The organism is Pseudomonas rubra (genome assembly GCF_028656935.1).
Taxonomy (GTDB): domain Bacteria; phylum Pseudomonadota; class Gammaproteobacteria; order Pseudomonadales; family Pseudomonadaceae; genus Aquipseudomonas; species Aquipseudomonas rubra.
Window position 1 is genome coordinate 129354 of record NZ_JAMDGZ010000048.1, and the last position, 19529, is coordinate 148882.

Sequence of the window (19529 nt, forward strand, 5' to 3'; positions counted from 1 at the left end):
TATGATCGACTGACCGGGTTGTAGCTTTCTTGTAGTTATACTACATGACCGGCGACCCGCCCAGCTAAACGAACTAGGAGAGTGGTGGTATTGACTATCCCTTGCGACATCATGGTGTTCGGCGGCACCGGTGACCTGGCCCTGCACAAACTGCTTCCGGCGCTCTACCACCTGTATCGCGAGGCTCGCCTGCACGCCGCCGTACGCATTATTGCGCTGGCCCGCAGCAATCTGCCGCGCAGCGAATTCCTCAAGCTTGCCGAACGCCGCTGCCGGGCGCAGATCGCCCAGGCCGACTTCGACGAGGAGGTCTGGGCACGCTTCTCGGCGCGGCTGGACTACTTCCCCATGGACGCCTCGCAAAGCGCCGACTTCGTCCGCCTGGCGCGGTTTCTCGGCGAAGCGGGCGGCCTTACCCGAATCTACTACCTGGCCACCGCCCCCAACCTGTTCGTACCGATTGCCAACCACCTGAAAATTGCCGGGCTGGCCGACCACGATGCGCGCATCGTGCTGGAAAAACCCATCGGCCATTCGCTGGAGTCGGCCACGGCAATCAACGAGGCCTTTGGCGCCGTTTTCGCCGAATCGCAGGTATTTCGCATCGACCACTACCTGGGCAAAGAAACAGTGCAGAACCTCATGGCCCTGCGCTTTGCCAATGCCCTGCTCGAGCCAGTGTGGCGCAACAACCAGATCGACCATGTGCAGATCAGCGTTTGCGAGACCCTCGGGGTCGAGAACCGCGGCGCCTACTACGACCGTGCCGGCGCTACCCGTGACATGCTGCAGAACCATCTGCTGCAGTTGCTCTGCCTGGTAGCCATGGAGCCGCCGGCGCAGTTCGAGGCCGAAGCGGTGCGTGACGAGAAAGTGAAGATCCTCAAGGCCCTGCAACCGATCACCGATCAGGATGTGCAGGACAAGACCGTGCGTGGCCAATACAGCGCCGGCAAAATCGGCGGCCAGGAAGTACCGGCTTACTACTTCGAGAAAGATGTCGACAACGACAGCGATACCGAGACCTTCGTCGCCGTTGAAGCGCACATCAACAACTGGCGCTGGGCCGGAGTGCCCTTCTACCTGCGCACCGGCAAGCGCCTGGCCAAACGCTCGTCGCAAATTGTCATCCAGTTCAAACCTGTACCGCACCGCCTGTTCGAGGGCGACCAGGCCAACCAGTTGCTGATCCAGCTGCAGCCCGATGAACGGATCAGCCTGCAAATGATGACCAAGACCCCAGGTAAAGGCATGCGCCTGGAACCGGTGGAGCTGAACCTGAACCTGGCCCAGGTGTTTGGCCAGACTCGCCGCTGGGACGCCTATGAACGGCTACTACTGGATGTGCTCGAAGGCGACTCGACGCTGTTCATGCGCCGTGACGAAGTCGAGGCGGCCTGGGCCTGGATCGACCCGATCCTGACAGGCTGGCAGGAGCATTTCCAGGCACCGCGGCCTTACCACGCCGGCAGCAACGGCCCGGACCAGGCCCACAGCCTACTGGCACACCAGGGGCGTGCCTGGCATCTCTAGAAGGTGTAGCGACTGGCCAGCAACCCGGCCAGCTCTTGTGCCGGAACCGGCCGGCTGATCAGGTAGCCCTGCACTTCGTTGCAACCTTGCTTGCGCAGGAAATCCAGCTGTTCGCGGGTTTCCACGCCTTCGGCGACCACCTGCAGGTCGAGGCTCTGGGCCATGGCGATGATTGCCCGGGTGATCGCCGCATCTTCGCTGCCCTCGCTCAGGCCGCGGATGAAGGCCTGATCGATTTTCACGTAGTCCACCGGGAAGCGCTTGAGGTAGCTGAGCGAGGAATATCCGGTACCGAAATCATCAATGGCCAGCTTCACTCCCAGCTCATGCAACTGGCGGAAGGTGGCAATGATGTGTTCGACGCTGTCGAGCAACTGGCTTTCGGTAAGCTCCAGCTCCAGCAGGTGCGGCGCCAGGCCACTTTCATCGAGCACCTGACGCACCAGGCTGACCAGTTTGCCTTGGCGCAATTGGTAAACCGACAGGTTGACCGACACGCGGATCGGTTCAAGGCCCATGCGCTGCCACTCACAGGCCTGCCAACAGGCCTGCCGCAAGACGAATTCACCCATCGGCGCAATCAGCCCGGTTTCTTCGGCAAGGCCAATGAAATCGGACGGTGGCACCATGCCCCATTGTGGATGTTGCCAGCGCACCAGCGCCTCGGCGGCGTGCAGGCGGCCACTGGCCAGGCACAGCTTGGGCTGGTAGTAAACCTGCAACTGGCGCTCTTCGATGGCCTTGCGCAGGTGGTTTTCCAGTTGCAGGCGCTGCAAAGTACTGGCCTGCAGGCTCTCGGTGTAGAACTGGAAGTTGTCCCCTCCCAGGTGCTTGGCATGCTGCATGGCGGTGTTGGCCTGACTAACCAGCACCGTGACATCCCGTGATGTGTCAGCCAGCAGGCTGATGCCCACCGAGGCGCTGATCACCAGTTCATGGCCATCGACCCGCAGTGGCACACGCAGTTTGTCGAGCAGGCGGCTGGCCACCCGCACCAGGCTGGACAGGTTGCTGTAGGCATCGAACAGCACGGCGAATTCGTCGCCGGAAAGCCGCGCCACCGTATCGGCCTCGGGCATGGCATTGCTGATGCGCTGGGCCATCTGCTTGAGCAAGTGGTCAGCGACTTCGTGGCCAAGGCTGTCGTTGAGCAGCTTGAAACGGTCCAGGTCGATGTGCAGCAAAGCCAGGCCGCGCCCGCTCTGACGCAAGCGCTGGCCGGCTTCGTGCAGACGCAGGCGGAACAACGCGCGGTTGGCCAGGCCGGTCAACTCGTCATAGTGGGCCAGGTAGCGCAGACGCTCTTCGGACTCGCGGCGTGCCGACAGGTCGGTAAAGAAGCCGACGATGCTGGTCAGGTTACCCCGCGCATCGCGCACGCCATTGAGCTGTAGCCACTGAGGATAAAGCTCGCCATTCTTGCGCGCCTCGACCAGCTCACCCTGCCAGCCGCCCTGTTGCTCCAGGGCAATCTCGATCGCTTGAGAATGCCGGCGGGCATCGCGACTGCACGGCAGTTCCAGCAGTTGGCCCTGGAGCAGCTCTTCGCGGTCGTAGCCGGTCACCCGGCAGAAGGCCTGATTGACCGCCAGCAACACGTAGTCCGGGTCGAGAATCACGATGCCTTCGCTGGCGGCCTCGAACACCGTCGCGGCCAGGCGCTGCTGCTCTTCCTGGGCTTTTTGCGCGCTGATCTCGCGGCGGGTGCCGAGCATGCGCAACACGCGACCATTGGCACTGCGCTCCACGGCCCGGCCACGGTCCTCGATCCAGCACCAATGGCCCTGGCGGTGGCGCACCCGGTAATCGATGCGATAGTCCTCGCTGCGGCCCTTGAGGTGCTCGACCAGGGTACGCTTGAGTAGCGGCACGTCATCGGGATGCAGGCGTGGCTTGAGGTGCGCGAGCATCTCCTGGACCTGTTCAGGCTCCAGACCAAACAGCTCACGCAATTGAGTGTGGTGGATCTCGTCCGTTTCCAGGTTCCAGTCCCACAGCCCCAGTTCGCTGGCTTCCAGGGCCAGGGCCAGACGCTGTTCGCTCTTGCTCAAGGCCTGGTTGGCCACATCCAGTTCCTGGCTGCGCTGGGCCACCCGCGACTCCAGGCCAACCTGGGCCTCGCGTAGCTGCTCCTCGATCAGCCGACGCTGCTCGACCTCCTGGGCCAAGGCCTGATTGAGGCGCTCGCTACGGCTTTGCGCGGCCTGCAGGTGCTCAATCAAATCTTGGTTCTGAAAACGTCGCAACAGCCCGCGCTCGATCAACCGATTGACCTGCCAGGCCACCACCGACAAAGCGGCCAACAGAATCAGGCCAAGCCAACCCCAGCCACGCTGCTGTTCATCACCATTCCAGAAAAGGAAAGCGATCGGCGGCAGCAGGCAGGGCAAGGTAAAACTCAGGAAGGCCGGGAGGCTGACTGCATACGCTACGCTGGCCGATAACGTCGCCGCCCCCAGCAAGCCAAACACCCAGGCCTGCTGCACAAAGTTATCCACAGGCACCAGGGCGATCGCCGCGCTGGCCAGGGTCAAGCCGCTGAAGGCCGAACCCAGCAGGAACATTCGCCACCAACTGGGCTGGGCCTGTCGATCCGGCATGGCAGCGTCAAAGGCGGCCACCTGAATCACGCGCATGGCTACCAGGGCCATCAGCCAGACGATCCATACGCTGACCAGCAGGTAGCGTGCCGGGCTCCAAAGCAACCAGGCACAGACCAGGCCGTTGAGCAGCATGAACAAGGTCGGCAGCAACGAGCCTTGGTACAGCAGGCGGGTGCGCTCGACAGCCAGTTGGGTGGCGAAGTGTTTGCGAATACTCCGGCGCGCTTGGGCAGGAGCGCTCACGGAGTCGGAACCGAGTGTCATAGGCAGTGTTCTTGTAATGGTTAGCCTTAAACGTGCACGGAGCATACACAAGCAAGCCCCCGGGCCAAACTGCTCTGGATCATAAATATTTCATCGTATTTCCCGACAGCAGGCGCTCAAGCACGCAAGCCTTGGCCTGCAGCCGATGACCGGCCGGTCGTCAGCACCCGTTTTTTTCTACTGTATATTTGCCCAAGGGTCGCCTGCCCCCCTAAAATGGCCGGATGCGCGATGATCTCTCTCTCCTGTTGAACTCTCTCAACGATGCCCAACGCCAGGCTGTAGCTGCGCCGGTTGGTCGTCAATTGGTCCTGGCCGGTGCCGGCTCCGGTAAAACCCGTGTGCTGGTGCACCGCATCGCCTGGTTGATCCAGGTCGTGCAGGCCTCGCCGCACTCGATCCTCTCGGTGACCTTCACCAACAAGGCCGCGGCCGAGATGCGCCAGCGCATCGAACAGCTGATGGGCATCAACCCGGCCGGTATGTGGGTAGGCACCTTTCACGGCCTGGCACACCGCCTGTTGCGTGCGCACTGGCAAGAAGCCGGGCTGAACCAGAACTTCCAGATCCTCGACAGCGACGACCAGCAACGCTTGGTCAAGCGGGTGATCCGCGAGCTGGGCCTGGATGAACAACGCTGGCCGGCGCGCCAGGCGCAGTGGTTCATCAACGGCCAGAAGGACGAAGGCCTGCGCCCGCAACACATCCAGACCAGTGGCGACCTGTTCCTGGGCACCATGCGCAGCATCTATGAAGCCTACGAGGCGGCCTGCCAACGCGCCGGCGTCATCGACTTCTCCGAGCTGCTGCTGCGCGCCCTGGACCTGTGGCGCGACCACCCGGGCCTGCTCGAACACTACCAGCGGCGCTTTCGCCACGTGCTGGTCGACGAGTTCCAGGATACCAACGCCGTGCAGTACGCCTGGCTGCGGCTACTGGCCAAGGGTGGCGACAGCCTGATGGTGGTCGGCGACGATGACCAGTCGATTTACGGCTGGCGCGGCGCCAAGATCGAAAACATCCATCAGTACACCGCCGACTTTCCCGACGCCGAGCTGATCCGCCTGGAGCAGAACTACCGCTCCACCGCTGGCATCCTCAAAGCGGCCAACGCCCTGATCGCCAACAACAGCGGGCGCCTGGGCAAAGAGCTGTGGACCGACGGTGGCGAGGGCGAGCCGCTGAGCCTGTACGCCGCCTTCAACGAACACGACGAAGCCCGTTATGTGGTCGAGAGCATCGAAAGTGCGCTCAAGACCGGCCTGGCCCGCAGCGATATCGCCATCCTTTATCGCTCCAACGCCCAGTCGCGGGTGCTGGAAGAAGCGCTGCTACGCGAACGTATCCCTTACCGCATCTATGGCGGCCAGCGCTTCTTCGAACGCGCTGAAATCAAGAACGCCATGGCCTACCTGCGCCTGCTCGAAGGCCGAGGCAACGACGCGGCCCTTGAGCGGGTGATCAACGTGCCGCCGCGTGGCATCGGCGAAAAAACCGTCGAAGCGATTCGTGAACACGCGCGCCATGCCCAGGTCTCGATGTGGGAGTCGATGAACCTGCTGATCGCCAACAAGGCGCTCAAGGGTCGCGCCGCCAGTGCCTTGGCTGCGTTCATGGAAATGATCGAGAACCTCACTGCCAAAGTCCTGGAAATGCCCCTGCACCTGATGACCCAGACCGTCATTGAGCAGTCCGGGCTGATCATCTATCACCAGGAAGAAAAAGGCGAAAAAGGCCAGGCCCGGGTAGAAAACCTTGAGGAATTGGTCAGCGCCGCGCGCAACTTCGAAAACAGCGAAGAAGACGCCGAACTGTCGCCATTGGCCGCCTTCCTCGGCCACGCTTCGCTGGAAGCCGGCGATGCCCAGGCCGACGAGCACGAAGACAGCATTCAGCTGATGACCTTGCACAGCGCCAAGGGCCTGGAGTTCCCCCACGTGTTCCTGGTCGGCATGGAAGAAGGCCTGTTCCCGCACAAAATGAGCCTGGAAGAGCCCGGCCGCCTGGAAGAAGAACGCCGCCTGGCCTACGTTGGCATCACCCGCGCCATGCAGCAACTGGTGATGACCTTTGCCGAAACCCGCAGGCTGTACGGCAGCGAGACTTACAACAAGGTCTCGCGTTTCGTCCGTGAGATTCCGGCCGGCCTGGTTCAGGAAGTACGCTTGTCCAACAGCGTCAGCCGCCCGTTCGGCTCTGGCCAGCAGCAGAACTCGAGCAGCCTGTTCGCCAACGCCAACATCCCGCAGACCGCCTTCAACCTGGGCCAGCGCGTGCAACATGCGGTATTCGGTGAGGGTGTCATCCTCAACTTCGAAGGCTCCGGCGCCCAGGCCCGGGTCCAGGTCAATTTCGCCGAAGGCAGCAAGTGGCTGATGCTTGGCTACGCCAAACTAGAAGCCCTGTAACGCAGAGAAATCCTGTGGGAGCGGGCTTGTCCCGCGAATTGCGACCTGCAAGTCAGATTGCATCGCGGGGCAAGCCCGCTCCTACAGCGTAATCGGATAAATCAGGCAAAAGCCGGAAACACTATGGCGCTGGTCATGTGTCCTACAACCTGTGCACCATGACGCGCGTGCAATCCACAAAACGGGAATACCCTTCTATGCAACGTTTTCTTAGCATCGCCTTGGCGTTGTGCATCGGCCTGACGATGAGCCTCGACGCCAACGCCAAACGCATGGGCGGCGGCAAAAGTTCAGGCACCGCGCCGATCCACCAGACCCGTCAGGCAGCCCCGACCACTCCGGCCGCCTCGCCCACCGCGCCAGGTCGCGCACCTGCCGCCGCCAGCGGTGCTTCGCGTTGGCTAGGCCCTCTGGCCGGCCTCGCCGCCGGTGGCCTGCTGGCCTCCATGTTCATGGGTGATGGCTTCGATGGCATGCAGATCTTCGACATCCTGATCATGGCGGTAATCGCCTTCCTGGTGTTCCGCTTCATCGCCGCCCGGCGCCGCAAGCAGCAGCCACAAATGGCCGCCGCCGGTCACGCGCCATTCCAGCGTGAAGCGCACCCACAGCCGGCCCAGCCGTCGATCTTCGGTGGCTCCGCCGCGCCTGCCGCTTCCCGTCCGGTCATCAACGCCCCGGCCTGGTTCAACGAGCAAAGCTTCCTAGCCGCTGCCCGCAACCACTTCCAGTCGCTGCAGCAGCACTGGGACGCCAACGAAATGGACAAGATCGCCGAGTTCGTCACGCCACAGATGCTGCAGTTCCTCAAGCAGGAACGTGCTGATCTGGGCGATGCGTTCCAGTCCACCTACATCGACGACCTGAACGTTCAGCTTGAAGGTGTCGACGACCGCGCCGACAAAACCATCGCCACCCTGACCTTCAGCGGCGTATCGAAAACCTCGCGCTTTGACCAGGGCGAAGTATTCAGCGAAAGCTGGAACATGGAACGTGCGCCGGGCGAAAACCAGCCTTGGCTGGTCGCCGGGATCCGTCAGAACGGCTGATCTTGAGGCATTGCACAAAAAACCCCGGGCTTGTCCCGGGGTTTTGCTTTTAGCGCAACGGGCTACTAGGGTATAACGCGCAGCGTGTCGTAAAGGTTAGAGGATAGAACCGTGGAAGAAGTCATCGAACAGCTCCGAGAAGCCAATGAACCGGTACCGGTGCCGCTGGAGTTGCCGGACGAAGACCAACTGGTCGAAATCGAAGAAGAGTTGTTCATCAACATTCCGTTCGTCTTCAAGGAATTCCTGCTGACGGTCAGCGATGTGGTCTATGGCAGCCTGGAGCCGGTCACCGTCACCGACCCTCAGTCGCATACCTACTTGCCGGACGTGGCGGCCAATGCCTGGGACGCCGGTGTACCGCGCGACCTGATTCCGATCTGCCAGGACGGCGACGACTACTACTGCGTCGAAGAAGATGGCACCGTGGTGCTGTGGTCCGGTGAAGAAGAGGTCGTTACTGAAGAGAGCTGGGAATCGGTCTGGCACTGGGCGCGGGACGTCTGGCTGGAAAGCTGAATGAGAAATAACTGCACAAAATAATGGCTCTTGGCTATTAATGTTCGTAGAATCGCCACGCCTTCCTGCGCGTGGCGCTTCGCTACCGCTCCATCCCCTCGGACATTCGAACCGCCCCGCGCAGGAAGCGCCTTTCAGTGGTGGTTCTGCTGGTTGTTTTCCAGGGTCTCCAGCAAGGCGATCTGCATACGTGTGTGTACACGGATGAACCAGCGCCACAGCAACGCAACCACTACCGCCGCGACCACCACAATCAGCAACAGCAGCTCGCTGGTGGGCAGGATGCTGGCTGACAGCGCCGACAGCAGCAAGAAAATCACCAGCAGCGACAACAGCGGTATGACCTCGGCAATCACTCGCCGCACCCGCTGGGTATGCCGCCCGGCCATCTCCGGCTTGACCCCCATCTCCGCCAACAGCATCGACAGCGCCTTGAGCTTGCGGTACGCGGCGATCAGGAACGGCAGTGACAGCATCAAGGCCGCGCCCCAGATCAAGGCTTTCTGCTGGCCGGCATCGCTGACCCATTCGCTCAGGTAGTCAGCAATGCGCGAGGCGAAATAACCGCCACTGAAGAAGATCGCGACCACCAGCGCCAGGTTCACCCCCACCTGCAGCAGGATGCGCCGGACCATCGACGCCAGCAGCGCCCCCTCGCCCTGCGGCTGAATGCTGCGTAGCCACTCGCCATACAGCGACAACACCCGTGCCAGGCGTCCTGGAACCACCTTGGAGAGCTTCAGCGACAAGGGGTCGGCGGCACGGATCAAATAGGGCGTGAGCAGTGTGGTGATGACCGAAACGGCTACGGCTACCGGATAGAGGAAGTCGCTGGTCACCTGCAGGGTCATGCCCAGCGCGGCGATGATGAAAGAGAACTCGCCAATCTGCGAAAGGCCCATCCCTACCCGCAGCGAGGTCCGTCCGTCGTTACCGGCGATAAAGGCCCCCATGCCGCAGGAAAGCATCTTGCCCAGCACCACAGCGATGGTAATGACCACGATCGGCCAGGCGTACTCGACCAGAATCGAAGGGTCGATCATCAAGCCGATGGCCACGAAAAAGATGGCACTGAACAAGTCGCGAACCGGCTCGATCAGGCGCTCGATTTTCAGCAATTGGCGCGACTCGGCCATGATCGCACCGATCAGGAAAGCCCCCAGGACCATGCTGTACTCAAGCTTGACCACCAGCAGGCAGAAGCCAAAACACAGACCCAGGACAGTGATCAGCAGCATCTCGTTGCTTTCGAACTTCGCCACGTACGCCAGCAGGCGCGGGACCAGCAGGATGCCGATGACCAGGGCGACAATCATGAACAATGACAGCTTGCCGACGGTCGAGAACACCTCGCCGGAGCTCACCGTGCCACTGACGGCGATACTCGACAGTAAAGCGATGATGCCGATGCCGAGGATGTCTTCGACGATCAGCACGCCGAAGATCAGCTGGGCGAAGCGCTCGTTCTTCATCTTCAGGTCATTGAGGGCCTTGACGATGATGGTGGTCGAGGAGATCGCCAGGATGGCACCGAGAAACAGTGAGTCCATGGTGTTCCAGCCGAACCAGCGGCCGATCTCGAAGCCGATCCAGATCATCAGCACGATCTCCAGGAACGCCGCGATGAACGCCGTGGCCCCGACCTTGAACAACTTGCGCAGGCTGAACTCCAGCCCCAGGCAGAACATCAGGAAGATCACCCCAAGCTCAGCCAGGGTCTTGATCGTGTCTTCGTCGTGAATCAGGCCAAACGGCGGGGTGTGCGGGCCGATGATAAAGCCGGCAACAATGTAGCCAAGCACCACAGGCTGCTTGAAGCGGTGGAACAGGATAGTGACCACCCCGGCAACCAGCATGATCACTGCCAAATCCTGAATAAAGCTGATGGCATGCACGGCGTGGGACTCCTTACCTGGTTTCCAAAGACAAGCCGCAACTCACCAAACGAATTGTCTTATTGAGTTGCAGGTACATAGCGTTTTAAATGTAGGAAAACCCACCTTGCATGGGCTTCCTCAGGTTAACACCGCCGCTTGTCGTGAAAAGCCGGTGCAATATGAAGAAACAGATCGACCAAAGCATCGCCGCTAATGGCACAAACAGCGTGACGGCAAGGCCGCTGTCAGCGTCCCGTCTACATAGATGGGAATCGTATTGGGGGAAAGAAGCGTGAACAGCAATCGCCACCCCGCCTCAGCGCAACCTTACCGTGAGCACACTATGGAACCTGGAAACGCCCAGCTGTCGATGACCGTCCTGATGACTCCGGACATGGCCAACTTTTCTGGCAATGTCCACGGCGGCACCCTGCTCAAATACCTTGATGAAGTGGCCTACGCTTGCGCCAGCCGCTATGCCGGCCGTTATGTGGTGACCCTGTCGGTCGACCAGGTGGTCTTTCGCGAGCCGGTGCATGTCGGCGAACTGGTGACCTTCCTTGCTTCGGTCAACTACACCGGCAACACCTCGATGGAAGTCGGCATCAAGGTGGTCACCGAGAACATTCGCGAACGCTCGGTGCGCCACAGCAACAGCTGTTTCTTCACCATGGTCGCCGTCGACGATGACCGCAAGCCAGTAGCCGTACCGCCGCGCCAGCCTGAAAGCAGCGAGGAAAAGCGCCGTTTCCTGCAAGGTAAACAGCGTCGACTGATCCGTCAGGAGCTGGAAAAGCGCTATCAGGAACTCAAGGGCGACGCCCTTTAAAGTTCCAGAGGCTGTGCTGCAAAGCGCAGCCTCGGGTGCATGATGCGGTCCTGGGCACGCACCAGCTCCAGCTCGTAGCTGGCGCAGGCCTGGGTTTCCAGCAGTACTTCGTGCACAGCGGCGGCGGTGAACTCAAACGCCGCCACCCAGTCGTCACCCAACAGCAAGCGCGCCAGGAACAAGCCTGACGTCAGGTCGCCAACGCCTACCGGCTGACGGGCGAATGCCAGCAGCGGGCGACGGATATGCCAGTTGCCTTCGGCGGTCACCAGGAGCATTTCAAAGTCTTCGGCACCTCGCCCAGGATAAGCCAGGTGCTTGACCAGCACTGCCTTTGGGCCCCGCTCCAGTAGGCTGCGGGCCATCTCGACACAGTCTTGCAACGACTCGGCGCGGCGCCCACAGAAGCTGTCCAGCTCCAACTGGTTCGGGCACAACACATCCGCGCAGGTCAGCGCCTGCTCAACCAGAAACTCGCTGACTTCGGCCGGGACGATGCACCCCTTCTCGGGGTGCCCCATCACCGGGTCGCACAAGTACAGGGCGCGCGGGTTAGCGGCCTTGATTCGGGCCACGCCGCTGAGGATCGCCCTTCCCTGTTCGGCACTGCCCAGGTAGCCGGACAACACCGCATCGCAATTGCCCAGCTCACCGATCGTCGCAATCCCTTCTACCAGTGCAGGTATTTGCGCTGGAGCAAGCACTTCTCCAGTCCACTGGCCATACTGAGTATGGTTGGAGAACTGCACAGTATTGAGCGGCCAGACCTTCACCCCAACCCGCTGCATGGGAAATACCGCGGCGCTATTGCCGGCATGGCCGAAAACTACGTGAGACTGGATGGCAAGCAGATGCGGCGTACGTTTCATGCAGGACTTCCAAAAGCGTAGGAATGAAGAACAAGGCGCGCAGTATGGCGCTAAATGCCACCTGTACGACAGACCGGGGAGGCAGTTAAGCTGGGCATACCTCGTTGGAGCAAATGTAGATGTTGACCCTGGGAAATCTCTTCGTGCTGATGCTGCTGGCCACGGCTGGCGCCTGGTTGTGGCATAACCACGGCTTGCGTGAAAAGGCCTTGGAGCGGGTCAAACAACACTGCGCCAAGCTCGATCTGGAACTGCTCGATGGCAATGTTGCGCTCAAGCGCATCGGTTTTGTCCGCGACGCCAACGGCCGCAAGCGCCTGGCCCGGGTGTACAACTTCGAGTTCACCGTCACCGGCGAACAGCGCCACCCCGGTACTGTGACTCAGTTTGGCGCCCACACCATGCAAATCGAACTGGCGCCCTACCCGTTCGAGATCAAGACACCTCAACATCACGACAATGTCATCGAGATGAATCAGTGGCGCCAGGACCATAACCGCTGGCGCAACTAAACGCGACAGGCCAGCATGGCTTGCTTGAGCAGTTCAGGGTCTTGCGGCTCGGCGAAGATCAGCTCCAGCCGCGAATCACGGCGCCATTCACTGCTGCCCCAGTCCAAGCCAGGCTGCCCCGCCACGGCATTGAGCGACTGCCAACCGTCCATGCTGTGGATAACTGCTTTGGCCCGGCGCCACCCCTGGGCGTTCAGAAAAAGGGCCAGGCGAGTGCAATCAAACACCTGGCTCGGGTGCCAACACCAACCGATGCTCCAACCTTCGGCAGCCTGCTGAATGCTGCAAATCGGCTCCTGTGGATTTGTCCACAGGCTGCCTGTCTCCCCGTAAACATTAGCTGATGCAAGCTTATCCACAGTATTGGGAAGCACTGCAACAGCGCTTTGCACAGGCAGTTCGGAGAATGGCAACTGCCCGAAATCAGTCCAGTACAGGCGAACATCCGCAAGCCGAGAAGCTATCCACAAACGTTGTTGCGCGTCCAAGTCGGCGGATTTATTCATCACCAGCAGCCCGGCGCTGGCCAGGGTCGATTGTTGTGCTTCAGGCAGGGCAAAACCTGCAGCCAGTTGCTCGGCATCAAGCACCAGCACCGCCGGTTGTACCGCCAACACGCCCTGCCAGGGCGGCAAACGCAGTTGCTCAAGCAATTGCAGCGGATGGCCCAGCCCGGAGGGCTCGATAAAAACCCGATGCGGCCTGGCCTTGCGCAGTAAGCGACCCAGGCCGACCTGGAACGGCATGCCGTTGACGCAGCACAGGCAACCACCGGCCACCTCAGCGAGGGCAATGCCATCGTCATCGCTGGTCAGCAGCGCCGCATCCAGCCCGATCTGGCCGAACTCGTTGATCAACACGGCCCAGCGCTCATCGGCGGGCCGTTGCGCCAGCAGTTGGCGAATCAGGCTGGTCTTGCCGGCACCGAGCGGTCCGGCAATCACGTGAGTGGGAATGTTCTGCAGCATGAGACAGGTAACGCCTGAAGTTTTCGTCACTATGCCGCTATTTCAGGTCATCCAGTCAAGACTGAGAATCAAGCACCTGGCGCATCAAGCCGCTTCCTCGTCGAACCAGGGGCCGAACGGGTCGGTCAGTTGCTGCCAACTGCGCACGCCAGCGGCCATTTCCGCGTCATCTAGCAGGCAAGCCGAAAGCTCGGCATCAAGCTGGGCGAAGTCGATGTTCTGGCCGATAAACACCAGTTCCTGGCGGCAGTCACCACATTCGGCGCCCCAGTTCTTGAGGATCTCTGCAGTGCTCTGCTTATCCTGCGGCCAGTCCTCACGTGGAACGAAACGCCACCAGCGCCCGGCAAAGCCATAGCGCATCATGCCGCCAGCCTGCGACCAGCTCCCAGCATCCTGATGCTTGCTGGCCAGCCAGAAGAAACCCTTGGAGCGCAGCAGCCGACCGTTGTCCCACGGACTGTGGATAAAGTCGAAAAAGCGCTGCGGATGCAGGGGCCGGCGTGCTTGCCAGGTGGTGGCGGCGATGCCGTATTCCTCGGTTTCCGGTACATGTTCGCCACGCAGTTCCTGCAGCCAACCAGGTGCCTGGGCCGCTCGCTCGAAATCGAATAAACCGGTATTGAGGATCTGCTTCAGCGGAACTTGGCCCATGACCATCGGCACAATCTGCGCCTGGGCATTGAGGCTACGCAAAATGGCCGTGAGCTCTTCACGCGCAACCCTGCTGATCAGGTCGATTTTGCTGAGCAAAATCACGTCGGCGAACTCCACCTGCTCGATCAGCAGGTCACTGATCGAGCGTTGGTCTTCTTCACCCAGGGTTTCACCGCGACTGGCCAGACTTTCGGCGGCCTGATAATCACGTAAGAAGTTCAGGCCATCGACCACAGTGACCATGGTATCCAGGCGTGCCTGGTCGGCCAGGCTACGGCCTTGCTCATCGCGAAAGGTAAAGGTTTCGGCCACTGGCAGTGGCTCGGAGATGCCGGTTGATTCGATCAACAGATAATCAAAGCGCCCCTCCCGGGCCAGGCGCGCGACTTCTTCGAGCAAGTCTTCGCGCAAGGTGCAGCAAATGCAGCCGTTGCTCATCTCCACCAGTTTCTCTTCGGCGCGGTTGAGGCTGACATTACGCTGCACCTCACTGGCGTCGATATTGATTTCACTCATGTCGTTGACGATCACCGCCACCCGCAGGTTGTCGCGATTTTTCAGAACGTGGTTGAGCAGCGTGCTTTTACCAGCACCCAAAAAGCCGGAAAGCACGGTGACGGGAAGACGGTTGGGCATGGGGCGATCCTCATCAGGGCGAGTGCATTCGAACGATGCATTGCGCAATGTTATATTATAACAATACAATCATGCCAACCTACTTCGCTCAGAACTTGACCAAAGGCCGCCCTGAAGATGAAACCGCGTTGCTTGTTTATCGTTGCTGCGCTGTTGCTTTGCCCATCGGGTGCCTTCGCCGTGCCACTGAGCAACGGCCTGGCGCTCTGTACCCGCAGCGCTACCCTGCTTGCCTGCAACGATGCACAAGGCAATTACTACAGCGTGCAAACCCAGGGCAGCACCACTTACCTACGCGGTTTTGAAATGCAAGGTCGCAGGCTATGGGCACAAACCAACAGCCGTTATGGCCAACTGACTTTTTACACAGGCGTCGCGAGCAACGGTGAAACCTGGGTCGGTTACAGCCGGCGAGTGGGCTGGACCACCTTGAACAGCGTGTCCAGTTCCACCGGGCAGCGTTTCAATCTGCGCTGCAACCGCCTGAGCGGCTGCCAATAGTCTTCCTTGAAAAGTGAACCCCTGATGAGCGCTTTCACCCTGCCTGACATTGCTGCCCAAGCCACCCACAGCCAGTTGCCCTTGGAGTGGGTTGGCATGTGCAACATTGCCCTGCCTGTGCAGATCAATGGCCAGATGTTGCGTGCCAGTGCCGACGCGGGCGTGAGCCTTGATGACGGCGCATCCAGAGGCATACACATGTCACGACTGTACCTGGCGCTCGAAGTGTTGGAGCATGAGGCGTTAACCCCTGCGCTGTTGAATGAGGTGTTGGAGCGCTTTCTCGATAGCCATGTTGGCCTGTCAGCCAGCGCCTTCTTGACCCTGCGCTTCGACCTGATGCTAAAACGGTCTGCCCTGGTCAGCCCGCTGGCAGGTTGGAAAGCCTACCCGATCACCTTGCATGCGCAGATAAAAGACGAAGTGTTCCACGTGGAACTATTTGTCGATGTGGAGTATTCCTCCACTTGTCCCTGTTCTGCCGCCTTGGCCCGGCAGTTGATCCAACAGCAATTCATTACCGATTTTGGCAATCGCTGCTTGAGTCATGAGGCTGTCTTGAGTTGGCTAGGCAGTGCTCAAGGCATTGTCGCCACGCCGCATAGCCAACGCAGTGTGGCAAAGCTGCAGGTTCGTCTGCGCCCAGGCAATGGCGAACTACCGATAGAAGCGCTAATCAACCAGGCCGAAAACGCTCTAGGCACTGCGGTGCAAACTGCTGTGAAGCGCGCCGACGAACAGGCCTTTGCCTTGGCCAACGGGCAGAATCTGATGTTCTGCGAAGATGCCGCCCGGAGATTGAATCTGGCCTTGAAAAACTTACATTGGCTCAGCGGCTTCAACCTGCGCGTGGAACATGCCGAAAGTTTGCATGCCCACGACGCAGTCGCTCACAGCCAATGGCGGTGGTGAGACGTTTCAGGTTCGCGGTTTGACCGTACCGCAATCATTGCCCAGCCACAGCGCACGAGTGTTCATACTGCCCTGCTGCTGCACACCAGAAGCGTTGAATGTGCCATTAACCTTGGTCGTGAACTCACGGTCACTGACGAACGTGGCCTCACCATTGCCTTGGGCTTTCGGGCAACTGAAGGTGAACTTCCAGACATTGCCATTGCGCTCGGTAATCTTCTGAGTGCAGCCAGACTTGGGATCCTGCAGCGGGATGTCATTGGTTTTAACCTGCTCTGGCGTCAGGCAGGAACGTACTCCCTGACCGGCTACACTGATCCCTTGCTTAGCCAGGCCGCCCTCGATCATCGCCCGTTGTTCCGGTGGCAGGTTCTTCAACTGGCCGAGCATGAAGCCCATGTCCGGCAGCGCCTTACCATCGACCTGCATGTTGCTGGTGGTCAGCTCCCACAAGCCAGGTTGCAACATCTGCGCATGCACCAACGGGCTTGCCAGGCCCACGACCAGTGCCAGCAGCGGCAGACGATTCTTCATGTAATGACTCCTCAAAACTCCAGCCCCAAGCTGGAACAAAGCTTAGACGTCAATTGATGCTTTGGGTTGCAAGTGCTGGCATGAACATGCTCTGTTAGGGGCAGTGCCTTCGGACAGCAGGATGCGTATGGATTACCACAGCCCCTACTTCTTCGGTTACCTCATTGGTGTGATTCACCTGCTTGGGGTCATTGCCGCACTGCATGCGGTGTTCACCGTGCGTACCGCCCAAGGTGCGATCGCCTGGGCCATGTCGCTGCTGTTCATCCCCTACTTCACGCTGATTCCCTACCTGGTGTTCGGCAGCCGTACCTTCGATGCCTACATTCAGGCACGGCGCCAGGCCAACCAGGAAATGCATGTGGCCATGGCCGACCTGAACTGGCGCCCCTGGGTGGAGGAAGCTCTAGCCGCGCGTAACTCCGAGTCCTATGGTTCGTTGCGGGCGATGCCCAAGCTCGGTCGCATGCCGTGCCTGGCCAATAACCAGGTGCACTTGCTGGTCGATGGCAAGGCCACCTTCGACGCGATCTTGCGTGCCATCGCCGGCGCCCGCGACACCGTGCTGGTGCAGTTCTTCATCATTCACGACGATGACCTGGGGCGAAGGCTGCAAACCGCGTTGCTGGAAAGAGCTGCACAAGGGGTGAAGGTCTATGTGCTCTACGACCGAGTTGGCAGCCACGCCCTGCCCTCGGCCTACAGCCAGAAGTTGCGCGAAGGCGGTGTGCACATTCGCGCATTCGCCACCCGGCGCGGCTGGTTCAACCGCTTCCAGGTCAACTTTCGCAACCACCGTAAAATCGTCGTGGTCGACGGCCTGCAGGGTTTTGTCGGGGGGCACAACGTGGGGGACGAATACCTCGGCGGCAACCCGAAGCTGTCGCCGTGGCGTGATACCCATGTACAGGTCAGCGGACCGGTGCTGGCCTGCCTGCAGGAGTCGTTTGCCGAGGACTGGTTCTGGGCCTCACGCCAATTGCCACCGCTGATCCTGCCGGACACCTATCCCGACGATGGCGTGCTGTGTCAGGTACTGGCCAGCGGGCCGGCCGACCCTCAGGAAACCTGTTCGCTATTCTTTGTCGAAGCCATCCACGCGGCTCGCGAACGCCTGTGGATCACCAGCCCCTACTTCATCCCCGACGAAGCAGTGTTTGCCGCCTTGCGTCTGGCCGTACTACGAGGTGTAGATGTACGCATCCTGATTCCATCGCGCGCCGATCACCGCATCGTCTACGCCGCCTCCAGCCTGTTCGCTTTCGAGGCGGTGCGCGCCGGGGTGCGGATGTTCCGCTATGGGCCAGGCTTTCTGCACCAGAAGGTGGTACTGGTCGACAACGAAATCAGCGCGATTGGCAGTGCCAACCTCGACAACCGTTCGTTCCGGCTCAACTTCGAAATCATGCTGCTAACGGTGGACCGGGCGTTCGCTGATAAGGTCGACGCGATGCTCACCCACGACTTCAATCAGGCTCGCGAGATCACCGCCGAAGACACCCGTGATACGCATCGCCTGCAACAACTGGGGATGCGTATCGCGCGACTGATCTCGCCGATTCTGTAGGCGCCTCAGCGATAGAGGTCTTCGCGGGTCATGGGCAACTCATGGCCACCGTCGGCCAAGGGTTTTACCGCGAGTATTTGATGCAGGTTGATCCAGCCCTTGGCGAACGCATAAGAACAGCCGGCCAGGTACAGTCGCCAGATTCGCAGGGCCTTCTCCGGCACCAACTTACCGGCCTTGTCGAGTTGCGCTTCGAGGCGGTTACTCCAGTGTTCGAGCGTGCGCGCGTAATGCAGCCGCAGGCTTTCGACATCGACGATTTCGAGGCCCGCTTCACTGATGTACGCACTGATCATCGACAAGTGCGGCAGCTCGCCATGGGGGAACACATAGCGCCCGATGAAACTGCCAGCGCCGCGCCCGACCGGGCGACCGTCCGTGTGCCTGGCAGTAATGCCATGGTTCATCACCAGGCCACCTGCCCGCACAGCACCGAACAGGCGTTGGCAATACAGCGCCAGGTTGGCATGGCCGACGTGTTCGAACATGCCGACACTGACCACCTTGTCGAAGCGGCCGTCCTGAGGCAGGTCGCGGTAATCGAGAATCTGCAGCTCCACCTGCCCTTCCAAGCCCTCTTCCTTGACCCGTTTGCGGCCCAGCTTGAGCTGTTCCTTGCTCAGGGTGATGCCAAACACCTTGGCGCCGAACTCCCTCGCCGCATAGCGCGCCAGCCCACCCCAACCACAACCGACATCAAGCAGATAGTCACCCTCGCGCAGTCGTAGCTTGCGGCACAGGTGCTCGAATTTATTCTGCTGGGCCTGCTCCAGGGTGTTGGTTGCCGATCTGAAGTAGGCGCAGGAATACGCCATGTCGCTATCCAGCCACAGCTGGTAGAAGGCGTTGGACAGGTCGTAGTGATAGGAAATCGCCTCCGCATCGGTAGACTTGTCATGCTCGCTGCGTACTGGCTGATCGTCTTCTTCATCCTTGAGCAAGGCCACGCTGAGTTCGTCGATAACGCGGATCACTTCACCGATAGCGCCCTCCAGTTCAAGCTTGCCTTCGACAAATGCCGCACCCAGTTCATCCAGGCTCGGATGGGTCAGTTGGGTAATCAGCTGCGGATCCTTGACCAGAATGGTGACCTGCGGCTTGGGCCCCAGATCGAACGCATGACCATCCCAGAGCTTGAGTCGCAGTGGCAGTTGCAGGCTTTGCAGAACAGATGGAAGTTGCGCAAGCATGAAATGAGCCTCCTTTTTCATCGGACGTCTGCCCAGAAGGGTAGTTCATCTGCAGCAAGTTTCAGCCAATGCGCACCATAGCCTGAGCCTATGTGGCCCGT

Annotated in this window: 16 protein-coding genes; 9 read left to right on the forward strand and 7 right to left on the reverse strand. The window is 60.3% G+C overall.

Features of this window, described 5'->3' with window-relative positions; genetic code table 11:
* The first annotated feature begins 90 nt into the window (after window positions 1–90).
* The gene (gene zwf, locus M5G17_RS21160) at window positions 91–1533 is read left to right on the forward strand and encodes a glucose-6-phosphate dehydrogenase (protein WP_273894837.1); all 1443 of its coding nucleotides are present in this window, start codon (window positions 91–93) and stop codon (window positions 1531–1533) included.
* Here the strand turns inward: zwf and M5G17_RS21165 are convergent.
* The gene (locus M5G17_RS21165) at window positions 1530–4400 is read right to left on the reverse strand and encodes an EAL domain-containing protein (protein WP_273894838.1); all 2871 of its coding nucleotides are present in this window, start codon (window positions 4398–4400) and stop codon (window positions 1530–1532) included. The two genes, zwf and M5G17_RS21165, sit on opposite strands and share 4 nt — an antisense overlap.
* A 224-nt stretch (window positions 4401–4624) precedes the next feature.
* Here M5G17_RS21165 and uvrD point away from each other — a divergent pair, with 224 nt between their 5' ends.
* The 3 genes from uvrD (at window position 4625) to M5G17_RS21180 (ending at window position 8376) form a co-directional block, all read left to right on the forward strand.
* Entirely contained in the window at window positions 4625–6808 is a 2184-nt protein-coding gene (uvrD, locus tag M5G17_RS21170; protein ID WP_273894839.1) for a DNA helicase II, read from the forward strand.
* 197 nt (window positions 6809–7005) lie between these two features.
* Window positions 7006–7857, forward strand: a complete 852-nt coding sequence (locus M5G17_RS21175; RefSeq protein WP_273894840.1) for a Tim44 domain-containing protein — start codon at window positions 7006–7008, stop codon at window positions 7855–7857.
* A gap of 111 nt (window positions 7858–7968) precedes the next feature.
* Complete coding sequence (locus M5G17_RS21180; RefSeq protein WP_273894841.1) at window positions 7969–8376, forward strand: SMI1/KNR4 family protein; 408 nt, start codon at window positions 7969–7971, stop codon at window positions 8374–8376.
* 134 nt (window positions 8377–8510) lie between these two features.
* Here the strand turns inward: M5G17_RS21180 and M5G17_RS21185 are convergent, their stop codons facing one another.
* Window positions 8511–10271, reverse strand: a complete 1761-nt coding sequence (locus M5G17_RS21185) for a cation:proton antiporter (protein WP_273894842.1) — start codon at window positions 10269–10271, stop codon at window positions 8511–8513.
* Window positions 10272–10596: 325 nt separating this feature from the next.
* On the opposite strand from M5G17_RS21185, the gene M5G17_RS21190 reads away from it, so the two are divergent.
* The gene (locus tag M5G17_RS21190) at window positions 10597–11082 is read left to right on the forward strand and encodes an acyl-CoA thioesterase (RefSeq protein ID WP_045186257.1); all 486 of its coding nucleotides are present in this window, start codon (window positions 10597–10599) and stop codon (window positions 11080–11082) included.
* Here M5G17_RS21190 and pdxY read toward each other — a convergent pair.
* Entirely contained in the window at window positions 11079–11951 is an 873-nt protein-coding gene (pdxY, locus tag M5G17_RS21195; protein WP_273894843.1) for a pyridoxal kinase PdxY, read from the reverse strand. The two genes, M5G17_RS21190 and pdxY, sit on opposite strands and share 4 nt — an antisense overlap.
* 119 nt (window positions 11952–12070) lie before the next feature.
* Between pdxY and M5G17_RS21200 the strand changes: the two genes are divergently transcribed.
* Window positions 12071–12463, forward strand: coding sequence for a DUF3301 domain-containing protein (locus tag M5G17_RS21200; RefSeq protein ID WP_130262097.1), 393 nt, complete (start codon window positions 12071–12073; stop codon window positions 12461–12463).
* On the opposite strand, the gene M5G17_RS21205 is transcribed toward M5G17_RS21200, so the two are convergent.
* Both M5G17_RS21205 and zigA read right to left on the reverse strand, forming a co-directional pair.
* Complete coding sequence (locus M5G17_RS21205; protein WP_273894844.1) at window positions 12460–13431, reverse strand: CobW family GTP-binding protein; 972 nt, start codon at window positions 13429–13431, stop codon at window positions 12460–12462. The two genes, M5G17_RS21200 and M5G17_RS21205, sit on opposite strands and share 4 nt — an antisense overlap.
* An 84-nt stretch (window positions 13432–13515) precedes the next feature.
* Window positions 13516–14724, reverse strand: a complete 1209-nt coding sequence (zigA, locus tag M5G17_RS21210; protein ID WP_273894845.1) for a zinc metallochaperone GTPase ZigA — start codon at window positions 14722–14724, stop codon at window positions 13516–13518.
* A 117-nt stretch (window positions 14725–14841) separates the two neighbouring features.
* Between zigA and M5G17_RS21215 the strand changes: the two genes are divergently transcribed.
* Window positions 14842–15225, forward strand: a complete 384-nt coding sequence (locus tag M5G17_RS21215; RefSeq protein ID WP_273894846.1) for a glutamine synthetase — start codon at window positions 14842–14844, stop codon at window positions 15223–15225.
* 24 nt (window positions 15226–15249) lie between these two features.
* Window positions 15250–16137 (forward strand): GTP cyclohydrolase FolE2, encoded by an 888-nt coding sequence (folE2, locus tag M5G17_RS21220; RefSeq protein WP_273894847.1) that lies wholly within the window; start codon window positions 15250–15252, stop codon window positions 16135–16137.
* 6 nt (window positions 16138–16143) lie between these two features.
* On the opposite strand, the gene M5G17_RS21225 is transcribed toward folE2, so the two are convergent.
* Window positions 16144–16671, reverse strand: coding sequence for a DUF3617 domain-containing protein (locus M5G17_RS21225; RefSeq protein ID WP_273894848.1), 528 nt, complete (start codon window positions 16669–16671; stop codon window positions 16144–16146).
* Between the two features lie 127 nt (window positions 16672–16798).
* Between M5G17_RS21225 and cls the strand changes: the two genes are divergently transcribed.
* Window positions 16799–18238: a cardiolipin synthase gene (gene cls, locus M5G17_RS21230; protein WP_273894849.1), complete on the forward strand. Its 1440-nt coding sequence runs from the start codon at window positions 16799–16801 to the stop codon at window positions 18236–18238.
* A gap of 5 nt (window positions 18239–18243) precedes the next feature.
* Here cls and cfaB read toward each other — a convergent pair whose 3' ends face one another.
* Window positions 18244–19428, reverse strand: a complete 1185-nt coding sequence (gene cfaB, locus M5G17_RS21235) for a C17 cyclopropane fatty acid synthase CfaB (RefSeq protein ID WP_273894850.1) — start codon at window positions 19426–19428, stop codon at window positions 18244–18246.
* Window positions 19429–19529 lie beyond the last annotated feature (101 nt).